Annotated in this window: 13 protein-coding genes and 1 tRNA gene; 5 read left to right on the top strand and 9 right to left on the bottom strand. The window is 49.2% G+C overall.

The window, feature by feature from the left end; all coding sequences use genetic code 11:
* The 6 genes from LZD49_RS18805 to LZD49_RS18780 form a co-directional block, all read right to left on the bottom strand.
* Positions 1 to 1,503: a lipopolysaccharide biosynthesis protein gene (locus tag LZD49_RS18805; protein ID WP_234669115.1), complete on the bottom strand. Its 1,503-nt coding sequence runs from the start codon at positions 1,501 to 1,503 to the stop codon at positions 1 to 3.
* A 97-nt stretch (positions 1,504 to 1,600) separates the two neighbouring features.
* Positions 1,601 to 2,206, bottom strand: a complete 606-nt coding sequence (locus tag LZD49_RS18800; protein WP_234669114.1) for a TetR/AcrR family transcriptional regulator — start codon at positions 2,204 to 2,206, stop codon at positions 1,601 to 1,603.
* Between the two features lie 248 nt (positions 2,207 to 2,454).
* Positions 2,455 to 2,525 (bottom strand) — tRNA-Gln (locus tag LZD49_RS18795).
* A 66-nt stretch (positions 2,526 to 2,591) separates the two neighbouring features.
* A complete protein-coding gene (gene fabD, locus LZD49_RS18790; protein WP_234669113.1) occupies positions 2,592 to 3,470 on the bottom strand; it encodes an ACP S-malonyltransferase in 879 nt (292 codons plus the stop codon).
* A gap of 127 nt (positions 3,471 to 3,597) precedes the next feature.
* Positions 3,598 to 6,450 carry a gliding motility-associated C-terminal domain-containing protein gene (locus LZD49_RS18785; RefSeq protein WP_234669112.1) on the bottom strand — a complete coding sequence of 951 codons (2,853 nt, stop codon included), beginning with the start codon at positions 6,448 to 6,450 and terminating at the stop codon, positions 3,598 to 3,600.
* 288 nt (positions 6,451 to 6,738) lie between these two features.
* Positions 6,739 to 9,645, bottom strand: coding sequence for a gliding motility-associated C-terminal domain-containing protein (locus tag LZD49_RS18780; protein ID WP_234669111.1), 2,907 nt, complete (start codon positions 9,643 to 9,645; stop codon positions 6,739 to 6,741).
* Positions 9,646 to 9,935: 290 nt separating this feature from the next.
* Here LZD49_RS18780 and LZD49_RS18775 point away from each other — a divergent pair, with 290 nt between their 5' ends.
* The 5 genes from LZD49_RS18775 (at position 9,936) to LZD49_RS36105 (ending at position 13,974) form a co-directional block, all read left to right on the top strand.
* Positions 9,936 to 10,607, top strand: a complete 672-nt coding sequence (locus LZD49_RS18775; protein WP_234669110.1) for a succinate dehydrogenase cytochrome b subunit — start codon at positions 9,936 to 9,938, stop codon at positions 10,605 to 10,607.
* A 48-nt stretch (positions 10,608 to 10,655) separates the two neighbouring features.
* Complete coding sequence (locus tag LZD49_RS18770) at positions 10,656 to 12,644, top strand: fumarate reductase/succinate dehydrogenase flavoprotein subunit (RefSeq protein WP_234669109.1); 1,989 nt, start codon at positions 10,656 to 10,658, stop codon at positions 12,642 to 12,644.
* Between the two features lie 63 nt (positions 12,645 to 12,707).
* Positions 12,708 to 13,472 carry a succinate dehydrogenase/fumarate reductase iron-sulfur subunit gene (locus LZD49_RS18765; RefSeq protein ID WP_234669108.1) on the top strand — a complete coding sequence of 255 codons (765 nt, stop codon included), beginning with the start codon at positions 12,708 to 12,710 and terminating at the stop codon, positions 13,470 to 13,472.
* Between the two features lie 139 nt (positions 13,473 to 13,611).
* Positions 13,612 to 13,782 (top strand): hypothetical protein, encoded by a 171-nt coding sequence (locus LZD49_RS18760; RefSeq protein ID WP_234669107.1) that lies wholly within the window; start codon positions 13,612 to 13,614, stop codon positions 13,780 to 13,782.
* 63 nt (positions 13,783 to 13,845) lie between these two features.
* Positions 13,846 to 13,974 (top strand): hypothetical protein, encoded by a 129-nt coding sequence (locus LZD49_RS36105; RefSeq protein WP_409021337.1) that lies wholly within the window; start codon positions 13,846 to 13,848, stop codon positions 13,972 to 13,974.
* 168 nt (positions 13,975 to 14,142) lie between these two features.
* Here LZD49_RS36105 and LZD49_RS18755 read toward each other — a convergent pair whose 3' ends face one another.
* From LZD49_RS18755 to LZD49_RS18745, 3 genes are all read right to left on the bottom strand, one after another.
* Entirely contained in the window at positions 14,143 to 14,766 is a 624-nt protein-coding gene (locus LZD49_RS18755) for an OmpH family outer membrane protein (RefSeq protein WP_234669106.1), read from the bottom strand.
* A gap of 98 nt (positions 14,767 to 14,864) precedes the next feature.
* Entirely contained in the window at positions 14,865 to 15,230 is a 366-nt protein-coding gene (locus tag LZD49_RS18750; protein WP_234669105.1) for a hypothetical protein, read from the bottom strand.
* 11 nt (positions 15,231 to 15,241) lie between these two features.
* A complete protein-coding gene (locus LZD49_RS18745) occupies positions 15,242 to 17,698 on the bottom strand; it encodes a penicillin acylase family protein (protein WP_234669104.1) in 2,457 nt (818 codons plus the stop codon).
* Between the last annotated feature and the right edge of the window lies 1 nt (position 17,699).

Below are 17,699 nucleotides of genomic sequence, written 5' to 3'. Positions count from 1 at the left end.
TTATCGCCTCCGGAACGCAGGAATGCTTTTTCTTTCCAATAGAAAAACTACGACCAGGCAGATGGCGAATATGCCCATATGCACCGGTACGGAAATCCAGAGATCTGGTATTTTAACCAGCGACGACGCATAAATCAGTAACGCACCGCCGCCGATGTAGCCCAATGCGGAAGCGATATCATAAGGCACCGGATAATATTTTTGCCCAAAATAATAGCAGAGCGACAGCATAATGAAACCCGACAATGCAAATGCGATCGCAAAGCCCATATAGCCGATCTGCGGCACGAGCGAGAAGCTGGTCGCAATAGTGATCCCCGCACCAGTGAGCGTAAGCCAGGTGCCGTATTGCGTTTTATCAGTCAGCTTGAACCAGGTTGCGAGATTGTAATACACCCCAAGGAACAAATAACCCGCCAGCAGCCAGGGCACAACGGCCAAACCCTCGTGATAAATCTTCTTTTTGAGGAATAACTCGGCGAACAGGTCGAGGTTCAGGCATATGCCTACCCACATGAGCACACAAATGATGATAAAATACTTCGTCACCTTCGCGAAAACCGGCGGCGCGTTCTTGTCTTCCCCTTTTGAAAAGAAAAACGGCTCAGCCGCATATTTGAACGCTTGAATGGCCAGGTTCATAAAAATGGAGAGCTTGTAGCATTGCACGTAAATCCCGATGGCTGTTTCGTTGCTGCGGCCGGGATAGAAGCCTTCGGGCAGCAGAAACTGGATAAATGCGCGGTCGAAAAGCATATTGAGTACGCCGCCTATATTCATCACCATCACAGGGAATGCATAAACCCATACCGGTTTGAACAGGCTGCGATCAAAAACAAACCGGAATTCGGCAAACTCTTTTCGCAGCATCCAGAAGAATGCCAGGTTGGCGATGAGGTTGGCAAGCACAATGTAATCTGGTGCATGAAGCGGGTTGTAGAAAAGGTCTATGGCCGGTTTCAGCGAAGCCAGGTATTTCCCAGCCGTAATGTCCCGGCAAACAAGCAGAAAGAAGAGGTTTAGAGAGATGTTGATGAGGATATTGCTAACCCGGATAATGACAAATTTTTTGCCTTGCCCTTCGAGCCGCAGTTTCGCAAATGGAATCGAAACAATACCGTCGGTGGCCATGATAATGGCGAACATTTTTATGATCGAAGTTGCCTCGGGGTATTTGATAAAGTCGGCAATGGGTTGGGCAAAAACATACATGAGCGTCGAACAGGTCAGGCTGACCAGGATCACGGCACTCAATATGACGTTGTAGTACTGCTTGCGGTCCTTCTCCTCGCGCGCAAAGCGGAAGAACGCGGTTTCCATACCGAATGTGTAAAGGACGAGGCCGAGCCCTGCGTAGGCAAAAAGCTGCCCTTGCGCGGCGATCTGTTGAGGTTCGAAGAGCTTGGTATGTAATGCGACCAGCAGGTAGTTCAAAAAGCGGCCCAGCATGGTGCTGATGCCGTAAGTAGCGGTTTCACTGGCCAGTTTTTTCAGTACACTCATTCATGCAGGATTTTCAACTGCAAATATAGGTTACTAATGGCCAAAAAAAGGAAATGCCCTTCCCGTTTGATGGGAAGGGCATTTCCTTTTTTTATTGTCAACGCCGAACACTTAGTATGATATTGTCAATAACATGTTCGATGCGCTTCCAGCCTTCATCTGATTGAAGGTCCACGTCCAGCATTTTTTCACGATAGTCGGAGGAAATGGTCAAAAAGTAAATGCCTGCTGAGATGAATGCGATTAGTGCGCTGGTGTCATTGTAATAGGGCAGGTCGCCTATCTTGCTCAGAATCCGCGTAGCAATCTGGTTGCGGGCATCTGATAACATCGACTTTCCGGTTCCGATCTCCCAGCGGAGCAGGTCGCGCGTCGCTTTACGCTGACGCAGATCGTTCGTAAAAGTGTGCATAAGGGACGTGAGAGCCTTGCTCCGTTCATCGGGCGTTAGCTCGGGGATGCTGTCAATGTAATCGGTGCTGAGGGTTGACGTGTACTCTCCCGACCTGACGTATTGCTCCATCAGGCCATCTACGCTTTCAAAGTACCTGTAAATCAGAACTTTGTTAACTCCGGCGGTTCGGGCGATGAGATTGACCCCAACCTTTTCGGTACCATGTTGTTCAATTACTTCGCCGACCGCTTTGAGTATTTTACTCTTCGTGCGCTCGCGATCACGCTTTTTAACTTTGTCTACTTTCATATGGGTGCTGTTTAGGTTAGAACATAGTAAATGTAACATTTCATATCCAAATTTTATAGCAGAAAAGTTACATTAAGTAACCAAATTTTTAAATTGGTTTCCTTAATGTCACCTCAAAGTCGCAGAAGGATGGAAATGCTATTAAATGGTTATGTAACCTCCGAAAATCGGATGGTTTATTAAAGGTCTGGAGCGGATCAGGATGAAAATAAAAAGAGCTCATTTTTCAATGAGCTCTTTGATTACTGTTGGCCGACAAGGACTCGAACCCTGAATAAGACAACCAAAATGTCCTGTGTTACCATTACACCATCGGCCAAAACCGTAAACAGTGGTGCAAAAGTAATGGGACTCCCTTATCTTGTCAAGTGTTTTGAGAAAAAAATTAAATACTTTTTACCTCAACACTGCTAGCGATCTTTCTTACAAGGCCTTGCAAAACTTTGCCCGGACCTGATTCAGTAAAGATTCCCGCGCCATCGGCCACCATTTGCTCCACGGACTGCGTCCATTTTACCGGGGCGGTAAGTTGCGAGATCAGATTTTCCTTGATAACACTTACTTCTGTTGCCGGTTTGGCATTTACATTCTGGTATATCGGGCAGATGGGTTGCTCGAACTGTGCTGCATGTATTGCCGCTGCGAGTTCTTCACGTGCCGGCTCCATCAGCGGCGAGTGGAATGCACCGCCCACAGGCAATATTAATGCACGTTTTGCACCGGCAGCTTTCAGTAATTCGCAGGCGCGCTCAACACCCTCGATGGTTCCGGAAATCACTACTTGTCCCGGGCAGTTGTAATTGGCCGGAACGACGATCTCATCGTTGATGCTGGAGCAGATCTCTTCAATCACATTGTCGGCAAGGCCCAGAATGGCAGCCATCGTCGATGGACGGATTTCACATGCTTTCTGCATTGCGTCCGCACGCTTTGCAACAAGTGATAGCCCATCTTCAAATGAAAGAGCGCCTGCTGCTACCAATGCGGAGAATTCGCCGAGCGAGTGGCCTGCAACCATATTGGGGGTAAAATCAGGAGTTATTTTTGCGAGGATTACCGAGTGGATGAATATTGCAGGTTGGGTAACATTGGTTTGTTTCAGCTCCTCGTCTGTGCCTTCAAACATGACCTTTGTGATTTCAAAACCCAGGATTTCGTTCGCTTTTTCAAACAATGCCTTGGCGGAATCGGAGCTCTGGTAAAGGTCCAGACCCATTCCTTTAAACTGTGAGCCCTGACCAGGGAAAACATATGCCGTTTTCATATGGATGTTTTAAGGTTATTCATGATGAAACAAAAAGCCCGGTGCAAAAACCGGGCTACAAAGGAAATACTTGAATGTGAAAGAAAAAAGGCAATTTGTGTTGCCCTTTTTCGCATATAAACGCTTTCTATCTCAAAAGCTGCACCCAGCCTTTCATGGTTACCGGCGTGCTTTGCCTTTTGGAAGATTCAAAATAGATGGTCACTTCATAATAATACTGGCCTGCCGAGAGCTCTTTTCCGCCATTGGTTTTGCCATCCCAGTTGATGTTGACATCGTTGGTGGAGAATACCTTCGCTCCCCAGCGGTTGAATGCCTTGAATTCCAATGATTGTACAAAAGCAGGACATTCGTAAGGCTGGAATGTGTCGTTTTTATTGTCTCCATTTGGCGTGAATACATTTGGCAGCACATACATCGGGCAGTTGTCGCGGCATACGGTGTTACTTGGGGCACTTTCGCTTCCAAAGCGGTTGACAGCCGTGACGTAGTAGCATCCCGCAAATGAGGTAAGCCCTAGATGGTCATAGCTGGTTTGCAGCGGTGATGGCGGTGTGGTAACAGTGGCAATCAATGTCGGGGCATCGCCTTCATATCTTGCATAATATACCCTGTAAGCGGTAACAAGCGGGTCGCAGTCACGGCCATCGACCTGGGCAGGATATTCCCAGGTAAGATGATTTGTGAACCCAGCAGTAGTACAAAAAGCCTCTGGATGTGCTCTAAGCGAATCGCAGTTCAGCGGGTCGAGTGCCAGTACCGGCGGGCAGGGCTTGGTAGTGTCCGATGAGGAAACGCAAAGTATCTGCGAGAAGTTATACAATACCGACGGCTTGATCTGGCTGTTGTTATACGAACCGACTGTTTCTACTTTATAGCAATAGGTAGAGTCCTTAACGATATCGATATTGACGGTTCCATCGGCGGCATATTTATCTGTCCCATCATCGACATAATTGAATGTCTGTGCGCCCTGCACCGTTTTTTCAGCAATCTGGTTAAAAGTGCCCGGCCTTGTTTTGTCCTCGCGGAAAACCCTGTGTACGCGGTTCTCATTGCTCCATGGCACGAGCGCACTCCATTTGAGGCCGATCTGGTCGGGCTGTGCGGCATCTTGTTCAAGTCTTACTGAGCTGGCCGTTTCGGTTTCGTCGAACTTGGTGAGCTGCCCGTTCTGAGTGGTGTAGTATTCCAGTTTGTAGTTGTAGGCATTAGCCTCGGTGTTCAGGGATCTGTCTACGAAAATAGTATCCGCTGCTCCTGGCGTAAGACTGGTATTAATGGTTGCAATTATTGCAAATGCAGTCCCGTTCTGGCCGGTGGCACGGTAAAGGCGATACTGGGCAGGTAGTCCGGCGGCAACGGCAGGCTTCGTCCATTTAACCGTGATCACACCGCGGGTAGTGCTGGTAGAATCAACCGTTACATTGGTGATCACCGGCATAACCATCGGCAGGTTCAGGCAGTACTCGGCCGATGCAAGGCTCTCGCCACCGCCGATCAGGTAACCAGGGTCGCCTGGGCTTGCGCCCGGCCTTGGAAACATCACCACAATGCGGTAGGAGTAGGAAACACCCGGACGAAGACCTTCACCAGCATTATTATCCAGGAAAGTAGTCTGGTTAACATCCACTCGGGCAATCTCTTCATAACCCGAACCGGCTGGAATACCAGGACTGCAGACATCCTCGGATAGGTCCGTACATTTCTCGGCACGGTAAATAGCGATTTTAGCCCCTGCGATCTGGCATTTGTAAGCATCCCAGGTGAGCCGGTAGGCAGTCCCGGTGGGATCCGTGACAGCGACGCCCCTCAAACCGGTAGGTTTTGGACCATAGACGCGGATGTTAAGGGTAGTCATGTCGACCAGCTTCCGGAACAACGAGGGATTAGGAACTGCGGGGCCTGGCGAATCCTCTACTTTGAAAAGGACATCGTAAGGTTCCAGGCGGATATGGGCGCAGGAGGTTTGCCAGGAGAAAAGACCCGTTACTTTGCTTTGGGAACCTTGCTGCGCGACAGTGAACTTCGCTACGGCAGGAGGAATCAATGAAGCTTCGTAAACCCCGCCGGATGATGTCAGCGTAAGCTTGTCCCCATTTTTATCAGTCGCTGTAACAGGCTGGTTGATCAGTGTTCCGGCCTCGACGCAGATATCCGGTATGGGTTGCATGAGTGGCCTGTCGTTACGGGCGTCATCGACGATAATCTGCATATCACGGACGATCTGGCCTATTAGTGCGCCATCCCGCCATTCTTCAACAATGAATGCAACGTTGTAATAGCCCTTTGTAACCGGGGCATCCCAAATCAGGTCGCCTGTGATCCTGTCCATGCTGAAAGTGGCGGGTTGTGCGCCTGCTTCAGTTTGTCCGGGAGGCGTCACCATGTTCGGATCTTTGTATTGTAAGTTGATCCCTGCGCCATTTACGCCACTTCTTTGTGGTACAAACAACCGGTAGGCGAGGCTATCTCCATCTGCATCAAAAGCGCCGGGGTTATGGATATACCGCTGGCCTACGGCTGCCACATCGATAGGGGCATTGAGCAATACCGGCGTCTGGTTCTGCCCGAAACTGGAATTGATTTCAAGGATCGTGCTGACGTAGAAGTTCAGGTTTTGCGTCGGTGGAGGGCCGATATTCAATACGTTGTTGTTCCGGTTGTCCTCTTCGAACGAGATGCGGTACTGACCGGAAGTGGGAAACGTGTAATTAATAATGTAGGTATTCTGGGTAGTATTGTTCCCGATATTGGGAATTGGCTGGCTGCGTGGTGCTTCCAATACGGTAGGGTTGGCGTTTGCATTGGGAATAGCCGGGCCAATTGTGAAAAACACGCTGTTTTGCGCATTAGCTGCGCCCTCTCCGTTCTGCATATCAAAGTAGGCGGTCAACTTGATTTCGTACGTGTGGCGGGGAGAACCTACCGGGCTGATCCGCCGCGCTGTGATCTCGCCGGCGCGTATGTGCGTTGCCATGGCGTGATAGCCATTACATAATATCGCCAGAAAAAGAAGATATAAAGAAATTCGTAAAACAGAGCGCATAAATCCGTGTCGAGCTAATGATGATAGGGAGGTAATGGCAGGCGCCATATCTCCTGTCAGGTACCTTAAATCAACGAAAATTCAGATAAAAATGTGTGCTTCGGGAATGAATATAATATGCCCGTTCGTAAACTTACAAAACAAGTTTATAAATCATATACGAATTGTCATAAAGTCCCGAAGCAGGGAAAAAAGCGCTCTTGGATGCGGTCTGCGTGGCTATCTCAACAACTGCACCCAACCTTTCATAATAGTCTCGTCGCTCTGTTTTTTGGAAGATTCGAAATAGATGCTTACTTCATAATAGTATTGTCCTGCGGCGAGCTCTTTTCCGCCATTGGTTTTGCCATCCCAGTTGATGTTCACATCTCTGGTAGAGAAGACCTTCGCTCCCCAGCGGTTGAATACCTTGAATTCAAGTGATTGTACAAAAGCGGGACATTCGTAGGGCTGGAATGTGTCGTTTTTATTGTCTCCATTTGGCGTGAATACATTTGGCAGCACATACATCGGGCAGTTGTCGCGGCATACGGTGTTACTTGGGGCACTTTCGCTTCCAAAGCGGTTGACAGCCGTGACGTAGTAGCATCCTGCAAATGAGGTAAGCCCATGATGGTCATAGCTGGTTTGCAGCGGCGAAGGCGGTGTGGTAACAGTGGCGATCAATGCCGGGGTATCGCCTTCATATCTTGCATAATATACCCTGTAAGCGGTGACCAGCGGGTCGCACTCACGGCCATCGACCTGGGCAGGATATTCCCAGGTAAGATGGTTTGTAAAGCCTGCAGGGGTGCAAAAGGCTTCGGGATGTGCCCTGAGCGAATCGCAGTTCAGCGGGTCGAGTGTCAGTACCGGCGGGCAGGGCTTGGTGGTATCCGACGATGAAATACAAAGTATCTGCGAGAAGTTACACAATACCGACGGCTTGATCTGGCTGTTGTTATACGAACCGACTGTTTCTACTTTGTAGCAATAGGTAGAGTCCTTGACAATATCGATATTGACAGTTCCGTCGGCAGCATATTTATCTGTCCCGTCATCGACATAAGTAAATGACTGCGGTCCTTGCACGGGAACTTCGGCAATGCGGTTGAATGTACCTGGTTTTGTTTTGTCCTCACGGTAAACCCGGTGTACACGGTTCTCATTGCTCCATGGCACGAGTGCACTCCATTTCAATCCGATTTGGTCGGATTGGGCGGCGGCTTGTTCGAGCCTTACCGAGCTGGCAGTTTCGGTTTCGTCGAACTTGGTGAGCTGCCCGTTCTGAGTGGTGTAGTATTCCAGTTTGTAGTTGTAGGCATTGGCCTCGGTATTCAGGCCGGTCCGGTCAACGAAAATGGTGTCGGGAGCCCCGGGTGTAAGATTGGTGTTAATGGTTGCTATTTGGGTAAATGCGGTACCGTTTTGGCTAGTTGCCCGGAAGAGGCGGTATTGGGCAGGTAGTCCCGCTGCTGCGGCAGGTTTGGTCCATTTAACCGTGATCTGGCCGCGGGCAGTACTGGTTGAATCAACCGTTACATTGGTGATGACAGGCATAACCATCGGCAGGTTCAGGCAGTACTCGGCCGATGCAAGGCTCTCGCCCCCGCCGATCAGATAACCGGGCTCGCCTGGGCTTGCGCCCGGCCTTGGGAACATCACCACAATGCGGTAGGAGTAGGAAACGCCCGGACGAAGACCTTCACCAGCATTATTATCCAGGAAAGTAGTCTGGTTAACATCCACTCGGGCAATCTCTTCATAACCCGAACCGGCTGGAATACCGGGACTGCAGACATCCTCGGATAGGTCCGTACATTTCTCGGCACGGTAAATGGCGATTTTAGCCCCTGCGATCTGACATTTGTAAGCATCCCAGGTGAGCCGGTAGGCAGTCCCGGTGGGATCCGTGACAGCGACGCCCTTTAAACCGGTAGCTTTTGGCCCATATACCTTGATATTCCAGGTTGTCATATCCACCAGCTTGCGGAACAACGTCGGGTTGGGATAACCCGGAGGTGGGGCATCTTCAACCTTGAATAGCACCCCATAAGGTTCCAGCCGGATGTGGTCGCAGGATGTCTGCCAGGTGAATGTGCCTGTAACGCTACCCTGCGCTCCCTGGTTGGCAACAGTGAATCTGGCCAGGTCGGGTTTGATCAGAGTCGCGTCATACACCCCGCTGACCGACGTCAAATTAAGTTTGTCCCCGTTCTTATCGGTAGCTGTAACGGTCTGATTGATCAACGTCCCCGCTTCGACGCAAATATCTTGCAATGGTGGAATTACCGGCCGATCGTTGCGCGCATCTTCCACGATGATCTGCATGTCGCGGACGATCTGCCCGATCAAGGCCCCGTCGCGCCATTCCTCTACAATGAACGCTATGTTATAAAAGCCTTTGGTTACAGGTGCATCCCAAGTGATGTCGCCATTGAGGCGGTTGATCCCGAAAGTAGCAGGGGAAGCGCCAGCCTCGGTTTGGCCCGGAGGTGTGACGGTGTTGGGATCCTGGTATTGAAGGTTAACACCGGCACCGTTGGTACCTCCCTCCTGAGGAACAAACATCCGGTAGGCCAGGCTGTCGCCGTCTGCATCGAATGCCGAAGGATTATGAATGTATCGCTGGCCCACGGCAGCAATGTCGATCGGTGCATTCCGCAGGACCGGCGTGCGGTTCAATCCAAACGCAGCATTGATTTCGAGGATTGTACTGACATAAAAATTCAGCTGATTCGTAGGCTTGGGGCCGATATTCAAAATATTTTCATTGCGGGCATCTACTTCCATCGATATGCGGTAAGCGCCCGTAGTGGGAAAGGTATAGTTGACTGTGTAAACGTTTTGCGATGTGCTGTTGCCGATGTTGACCCTGGAAACTCTGAGGGCCTGTAGCACTGCGGGTGTTCCTGTGCCCCCCACACTATTGATCGTAAAAAAGACAAAATTTTGAGCATCTGCTGCCGGCTTTCCGGTTGCCTCATCGAAGTAGCCGGTCAGCTTCAATTCATAGGTAGGTGTCGTGAGCGACAGTCTTCTCGCCGTGATTTCCCCGGCCCGGAAGTGTGTCGCAAATGCCTGGCTGAACGCAAACGTCAGTATCAGAATAACAATTAGGGTCCGGGAAGATAGAGGTCTGAGCATGGATAGGTTCTTTGGGCATCCGGTTATGTAAACACTCAACGAAACACCTATTTAAAAATGTGTGCTGCAAGGTTACAAATTAAGTCTAAAATGAACGTTGATCTGTTCGTTACGAGCGGCTTGCTTTCGCAGACTCTAATCAGTCTAAATAATTCTTAATAATGATTATAAATAAACAGGCCTGTTTGCAAAAATGAAACCGTTTTTTTGTCTCGCATAGGTTTGTGATATACCTTTGAAAGGTTCTAAATATACCTCATTTTTTTGCACTAAAACCATTCGTTTTTATTATGTCGTGGTTTTCACAAACGTTAACGAGCTCTATTGGTAAAAAACTTCTGATGGCTCTTACCGGACTTTTCTTGATAAGCTTTTTGGTTGTTCATGCCACCATTAATGCAATGATTTTTTATAATGATGGCGGAGAGACTTTTTCCCACTGGGGACACTTCATGGGCACCAACCCGATTATACGTACGCTTGAAATAGGCCTCGTTGCGGGCTTTATACTCCATATCGCCGATGGTTTGATCCTGTGGAAAAATAATCGCGAAGCACGTCCGGTGAGATACGCGGTTAACAATGCATCCGCTAACAGTACCTGGTATTCGCGCAGCATGGGCTTGCTCGGAACATTGCTGCTGATATTCCTGGTAATCCACACTGCCCATTTCTGGATTCCCAATCGTTCTAACCAGTTTGCAACAGGTGAAGAATTGAATTTGTACCAAATGATGCTCGACATATTCCAGAACCCGGTGATTGTTCTCATTTACGTGTTGGGCTGCATTTCGCTTTTCTGGCATTTGCTGCACGGTTTCAAAAGCGCGTTCCAATCGTTGGGTCTCAACCACGTGAAGTACAACGGCGCGATTTCATTTGTTGGAACTGCATTTTCGATTATCGTGCCGATCCTCTTCGCGCTGATGCCGATCTCGATTTATCTCGGCTGGGTGAATTAGTCCCGGCAAGTTTCATTTTCAAATCTCTGATTAAATAATATTTAATATATGGCAACGTCATCTCGTCTGGATGCCAAAATACCCCAAGGTTCACTTGAAAGTAAATGGAGCAAATACCGCTCCTCCGTACCGCTTGTAAACCCTGCCAACAAACGTAACCTGGAAATTATAGTGGTTGGTACCGGTTTAGCAGGAGCTTCGGCAGCTGCTACCCTTGCAGAGCTGGGTTACAAGGTAAAAGCGTTCTGTTTTCAGGATTCCCCCCGCCGTGCGCACTCCATTGCTGCGCAGGGAGGGATCAATGCAGCAAAAAACTACCAAAATGACGGTGACTCGGTTTACCGTCTTTTTTATGATACCATTAAAGGAGGTGACTACCGTGCGCGTGAAGCGAACGTGCACCGCCTTGCCGAAGTTTCCGGTAACATTATTGATCAATGCGTAGCGGCCGGAGTGCCTTTCGCCCGTGAATACGGCGGTTTGCTTTCCAACCGTTCTTTCGGTGGTACACAGGTTCAACGAACATTCTACGCGGCGGGCCAGACGGGCCAGCAACTTTTGCTCGGAGCTTATTCAGGCTTGCAGCGCCAGGTTGGTATGGGCACTATCAAAATGTACAACCGCCACGAAATGCTTGACATCGTGAATATTGATGGCAAATGTCGCGGTATTATCGCCCGTAACCTCATTACCGGCGAACTCGAAAGACATGGTGGCCATGCCGTATTGCTTTGTACTGGTGGTTACGGAAACGTTTTTTACCTTTCTACCAATGCAATGGGTAGCAACGTTACCGCAGCATGGAAAGCCCACAAACGCGGCGCATTCTTTGGTAACCCTTGTTTTACCCAAATTCACCCGACCTGTATCCCGGTCTCCGGCGAACATCAGTCGAAACTGACATTGATGTCGGAATCGTTGCGTAACGACGGACGTATCTGGGTTCCTAAAAAACAGAATGATAACCGTCCGGGTAACGAAATTCCCGAAGCAGAGCGCGATTACTACCTCGAACGTCGTTACCCCGCTTTCGGTAACCTGGTGCCGCGAGACATCGCGTCGCGTGCTGCCAAGGAACGCTGCGATGCGGGTTATGGGGTAGGAACTTCTAAACTGGCCGTTTACCTCGATTTCGCCGCGGCGGTAGAGCGTTACGGACGTGGAGAAGCCAGTAAGAATAATATCCATAATGCTTCCGACGTCGACATTATCACATGGGGTAAAGCAGTTGTGAAGGAAAAATATGGTAACCTTTTCGATATGTATAAGCAAATCACCGGCGAAGACCCGTATGAAGTGCCTATGCGTATCTATCCCGCGGTGCATTACACCATGGGTGGCCTTTGGGTTGACTATAACCTGATGACGACCGTTCCTGGTTTATATTCACTGGGCGAAGCCAACTTCTCCGACCACGGTGCGAACCGCCTCGGTGCTTCGGCGCTGATGCAGGGTCTCGCGGATGGTTATTTCGTGATTCCATACACGATCGGTGCATACCTGGCGAGTGAAATACGCACCGGGAAAATCTCTACCGACCACGAAGCATTTGTAAAGGCCGAAACGGAAGTGAGAGAGCGCATCGAGACATTGCTGCGCATTCAGGGTAAAACTTCACCCGAGCTTTTCCACCGTCGTTTAGGCAAGATCATGTGGGACAAATGCGGCATGGCGCGTAATGCAGAAGGGTTGAAAGAGGCGATCCAGGAAATCCGCCAGCTGAGAAAAGACTTCTGGTCGGACGTAAAAGTGATGGGTAACGCTACTTATTTCAACCCCGAACTCGACAAAGCGAACCGCGTTGCAGACTTTATCGAACTAGGCGAGCTGATGTGCCTCGATGCACTGGACCGTAACGAATCTTGTGGTGGGCACTTCCGTGAGGAATATCAGACCGAAGAAGGCGAGGCATTGCGTGACGACGAAAATTACATGTACGTATCGGCCTGGGAGCACAAAGGCCCGGAAGATTGGGAGCTTCATAAAGAAGAGCTTGTGTATGAAAACATCAAGATCGCTCAGCGAAGCTATAAATAAAACCTCCGGTGGCATGGATTTATGCCACACTTAAAAGTAGAATCAGATATAAAGAATATAGGTATGGAAGGAAATATGAGTTTGTCTCTGAAAGTGTGGAGACAAAGCGATAAAGACGCGGCGGGAGGTTTCGAGGACTACAAGTTGGCCCACGTTTCGCCTGATATGTCATTTCTTGAAATGTTCGATGTATTGAATGAGCAGCTCATCGAAGAAGGAAAAGAGCCTGTATCGTTTGACCACGACTGCCGTGAGGGTATCTGTGGTGCGTGCTCAATGTATATCAATGGCCGTCCGCACGGGCCTCTGCGCGGTGTAACGACCTGCCAGTTGCACATGCGTTCTTTCAAAGACGGTGATACCATCGTGGTAGAGCCCTGGAGAGCATCCGCATTCCCGGTAATCAAAGACCTCGTTGTAGACCGCGATGCATTCGACCGTGTGATCTCGGCCGGAGGTTTCGTATCTGTGAACACGGGTAATGCACAGGACGCCAACTCATTGCCGATCGCTAAGGAATCAGCTGACGACGCGTTTGCTGCTGCTGCTTGTATCGGTTGCGGCGCTTGCGTGGCAGCATGTAAGAATGCTTCAGCAATGCTTTTCGTTTCAGCGAAAATATCCCAGCTGGCATTGCTGCCGCAAGGACAGGCAGAACGCAGCATCCGCGCCGAGAAAATGGTGGCGCAGATGGATGCAGAAGGTTTTGGAGCTTGTACCAACACCGGTGCCTGCTCGGCAGAATGCCCGAAAGAAATCAGCCTTGAAAACATCGCCCGCTTGAACCGCGAGTACATCGGCGCGAAGTTCTCTTCTTCGGCGGTTTAGGAAATATTAATATAATGATGGCAGGGCAGTCGGTTTTCCGGCTGTCCTGTTTTCGTTTGAAGCGGACCTCAAATTAGTTGATGTTTCAAAATGTTTACATTGCATTAGGTATGGAAACAAAAACATAGATACGATAGAATTGAGATACAAACCTCTGCGTCTTGACGACGATGAATTCTATGAGTTTTGCAGGGAGAATGATCAACTCAAAATAGAGAGGGGTAGGGAAGGAACGATCTACATTATGCCTAAGACTGGCGGAACCACGGGAATGCTGAACTTGATCATCAACTATTGGTTGATGCCGTGAACGGTTAACAGATGCGGAAGAACCAAATTCCCGCCCATATGCCCGGATTTTATAATTGAATTGATGTCAGCGAACGACGATCTGAGGAGCATGCAGAAGAAAATCCAGGAGGAATGGATCGAAAATGGCTGTCGTCTTGCGTGGCTGATCAATACCGCCAACCGAAACCGTTTTCATTTACCGCGGCAATGAGGAAGTGCAGATTGTCAACGGATTTGATCAGAGCTTATCAGGCGAGAATGTTCTTCGGGGCTTTGAATTAGAAATAAACTGAGAAATAATTTATCCATATATCAAAAAAGCGAAGCAGATAGCCTTTCGACCATCTGCTTCGCTTTTTTGATATGGCTGACTAAAAAACTATTTCTTCTTAGTAGTATCAGCTGCCGCGGGTTTGCCAGCGTTTTTATATTCTTTGTTCAAACCTTCAACGATTTTCTGGGTAACATCCAGGGATGGGTTCGCGAACAGGATGCCGCCGCCCAGTGAGTAGCCCAATACGTATTCGTAGCCATTCTCTTTGTTGTATTTGTCGATGTAAGAACGGATGTTTTTGTAAAGTTCTTCATTCTTTTTAGCCTCTTCCTGGCCTAACGCCTGGGCCGACTGATCGCGGTAGGCAACCAGGTCCTGTTGCTTTTTCATAAGCTGTGCTTCGGTTGAGCGAGCTTGCTCAGGAGTCATTGTCTGCGCTTTTTGCTGGAAAAAGGCTACTTCATTTTGCAACGAGCGGCCTTTGGTAGTCAACTCGTTTTCAAGCTGGAAATTCTTGTTTTCAAGCTCTTTTCTGGTGTCTTTGAAAAAGTCGTAATTTTTCAAAAGCGAATCGACCTGCACGTAAACAGTACGGCGACCTGCCACTACTGCGCCGTCTGCGGCTGCTCCCGATTCTGAGGACGATTTACTTGAAAAATGTAGGAAGAATAACACCGCCACCGCGAGCGAGAGGACGACGTTCCAGATCAATGAAGTATTGTTGTTCACGTTTTTAAGGTTTATTGTTTTTTTGAACGAGCCGCAAAGATAATGATTTGTGTTTAAGTACAATGAATAAGTAGCCCCCGGAGGTTCGGCTGCGCCAGTCACGACGCGCGAGCAGATAGGGGCACAGGATGCTTCCGGAAGATTTGTCGCACCCAATATCCTGAAAGGCCTGAAAAGCCGCCAGCAAGCCCGCCAACGAGTGCCGTTACGAGCAATAATAGAATTCCGTTTGGAAGCATGAAAATCTGCGCAACGCGGTCGGAGAGGGCGCCGTCGGAAATAAAGTGCTGGTAATAGCCGTAAATCAGCCAGGGCACTGCAATGCCGCCGAAACCGGTCCAGAATGCACCCGAGGGTGTGGCCGGTAGCCAGAAAAGAATAACAAAAGGTACAATGGCAATCACCCACCACGGGGTAAATATTTGTAATAAAGTGGACAGAATAGCTATTACAAAAAAATTCATAAGGTTCGGGATTAACGTTTTTGTAAGACAAGACTCGATGCCAGGTGTGGCACTTTCTGATCCGGGGATGTGAGGTAGATCAGCTCATTCAGCTCCCCTTTTTCCCATTTTTGAAGCAAATTGAGATAATAGGGGCTGCCTGGATTACCGGACTGCCCTCCCGGATAAATGCCGTAAGCCCGAGGCGTGGGGCCCAGTTCCACCACCATCCGCCACGAAGGCCCTTTCCGTTTGGTTATCGCATTCACGATACTGCTCCCTCCGCCGGTCACCAATGGTGGTGCATTGAATGGTTTGATACTCCGGCTTAAATGTCTGATTTCGGCCGATTTGACTTTCGACCATTGCCATTCAGAGCTCATTGGGCCTTTGTGTGCAGTTAATGTGTCGAGCGAGGCGTTGAAGCTTTGGTATACGAGATCAGGCAACGTTTCTTTTTCGGGAGTATCGACATTGTCGAACCATTTCTCGTTTGGTTGTTTCAAAATCAAGTATAATGTCCGGTCGCGCGAGGGGTATTCCATTGGTTTATCAGCTGATGCGAAATCATCGTTCCAAATAGCCTGTCCCAATAAAGGGAACCACGTTTCAAAAACGGATGCGGCGACAGATTCCGGCGAGTTCTGGTAATTCCAGTTCGATAGCAGAATGCGTGCCGCTTTTTGTTGGGGGGTTAACGACTGTGTTTCAAGGATGTTCAGCAATTTGGGTAGCAAAGTGCGTGCAAGCACGCTGAAATTGTCGTTTTGAAGCATTCGCAAGCTATCCGCATTGGCTTTTGCCATCGCTTGCAGGCGCTCATTGATTCGTATGCCCCTTTCCGACGGTGAAAAGCTCCAGTTGATATAATAAGGATAAGTAGTATCGGCCGAAGACTGGTTGGCGCTGCTTACGAAACCTCTCGGCGGGTTTTTCACAAACGGATTCTGCTCGGCGGGCACCCAGCCATGCCAATCGTCGGCGGTAGACGATCCGTCGAGCAGGAATTTGCCCTGGTCCTTGTATTTCAACGGGAGCTTCCCGTTAACGGTAAGGGCAATGTTCTTCTCATTATCTGCAAATACAAAGTTCTGTGCCGGGCCTACATAATGCGTCAACGCTTTGCGGTAGTCTGCGAAGTTTTTGGCTTTATTCAGCTCATAAAATGTCATAAAGCTATTCCCCGGCTCATGTCCTATCCATTTAACTGCCAGGTTGGGAAAATCTCCAAACGAGCCATCCGAATCGGTTACGGGGCCGTGATGGGTATAGATGATCTGCTCGCGGTAAGGTGTAGGTTGACCTTTTACCTGAATAACTTCCTCCCGCTTGTGCGTGGGTTTCCACTGGTTGTCATGCCAGTAAAAATTCCGGTACTCATTTTTGAATTTGATTTTATATAAATCAAAAACATCGGCATCCACATTGGTAACGCCCCAAGCCACCTGCTGGTTGAAACCGATAATGACGCTCGGGATACCCGGAAGCGATACACCATAGACGTTCATATCCGGCGAATGCAATTGCACCTGGTACCAAATGGAGGGCAGCGACAATTCGAGATGCGGATCGTTAGCGAGTATTGGATAGCCTGTTATGGACTTTTCGGCGCTTACGGCCCAGTTATTGCTGCCGATCCCTTCTTCCTTGGGTTCTCTCTCCAAAAGTGTATTTTGAGACTTCCTCGTTAACGTAACACTATCACCAGGAACCATCGGTGCATTAGCCTTTGGAACAGGAAGCTTTGGGAAATCCCATGCTGTACCGGAAGGGATGATCGGGCTTTCCTGTAACAACGGATAGTCGGGGAAGAGCTGCGCGATGGTTTCGTGACCGTATTTTTTCAATGCATTGGTCATAGCCAGCTCGTTGGACCGCCCCGCAAGCGTGAGCGTCATCTGTTCGAGCATATACATGGTATTGATAGGCTTCCAGGGCTCAGGTTTATATCCCAGCAATTTGAATTCAATGGGATAATCCTTCGGTGCGAGTTGCCGGATAAACGCATTTACACCTGCCGTATAGCCTAGCAATGCTTCCCTTGTTTTTGGGTCTGTCATGGCTATTTTCAGATTAGCTTCGGCTCCGTAACCCATTCCTAAACGGCGGCTTTGCTGATCTATCGCCAATGTGGCCGATCCCAGGATTTCTGAAAGCCGACCGGCTGCGGCGCGGGTTTGAAGGTCCATTTGCCACAGCCGGTCTTTGGCTGTGATGTAGCCCTGAGCGTAAAAGAGGTCGAAGTCGTTTTTCGCAAAAATATGCGGCACGCCATAATCGTCGAAGCGGATGGTGATCTCTTCACGCAGGCTGTCGAGCTGCACGGTCACCCGCGTTTTCGGGTCGACGACCTTTTCGCTGTTCTGCCACAATCCTCGGAATGGGCTCAGGAATGGGCCCATCGCGGGCGCAGGCCCCCACGGCTTGTTCAGTACATACACGAGCCCGGCTGTTATCGCAATGAATAAAATTGCCTTTACAAACTTCATA

Source organism: Dyadobacter sp. CY261 (assembly GCF_021440085.1).
Taxonomy (GTDB): domain Bacteria; phylum Bacteroidota; class Bacteroidia; order Cytophagales; family Spirosomataceae; genus Dyadobacter.
The sequence above is the reverse complement of the archived record's forward strand: the minus strand, read 5'-3'. Positions and strand labels throughout refer to the sequence as shown.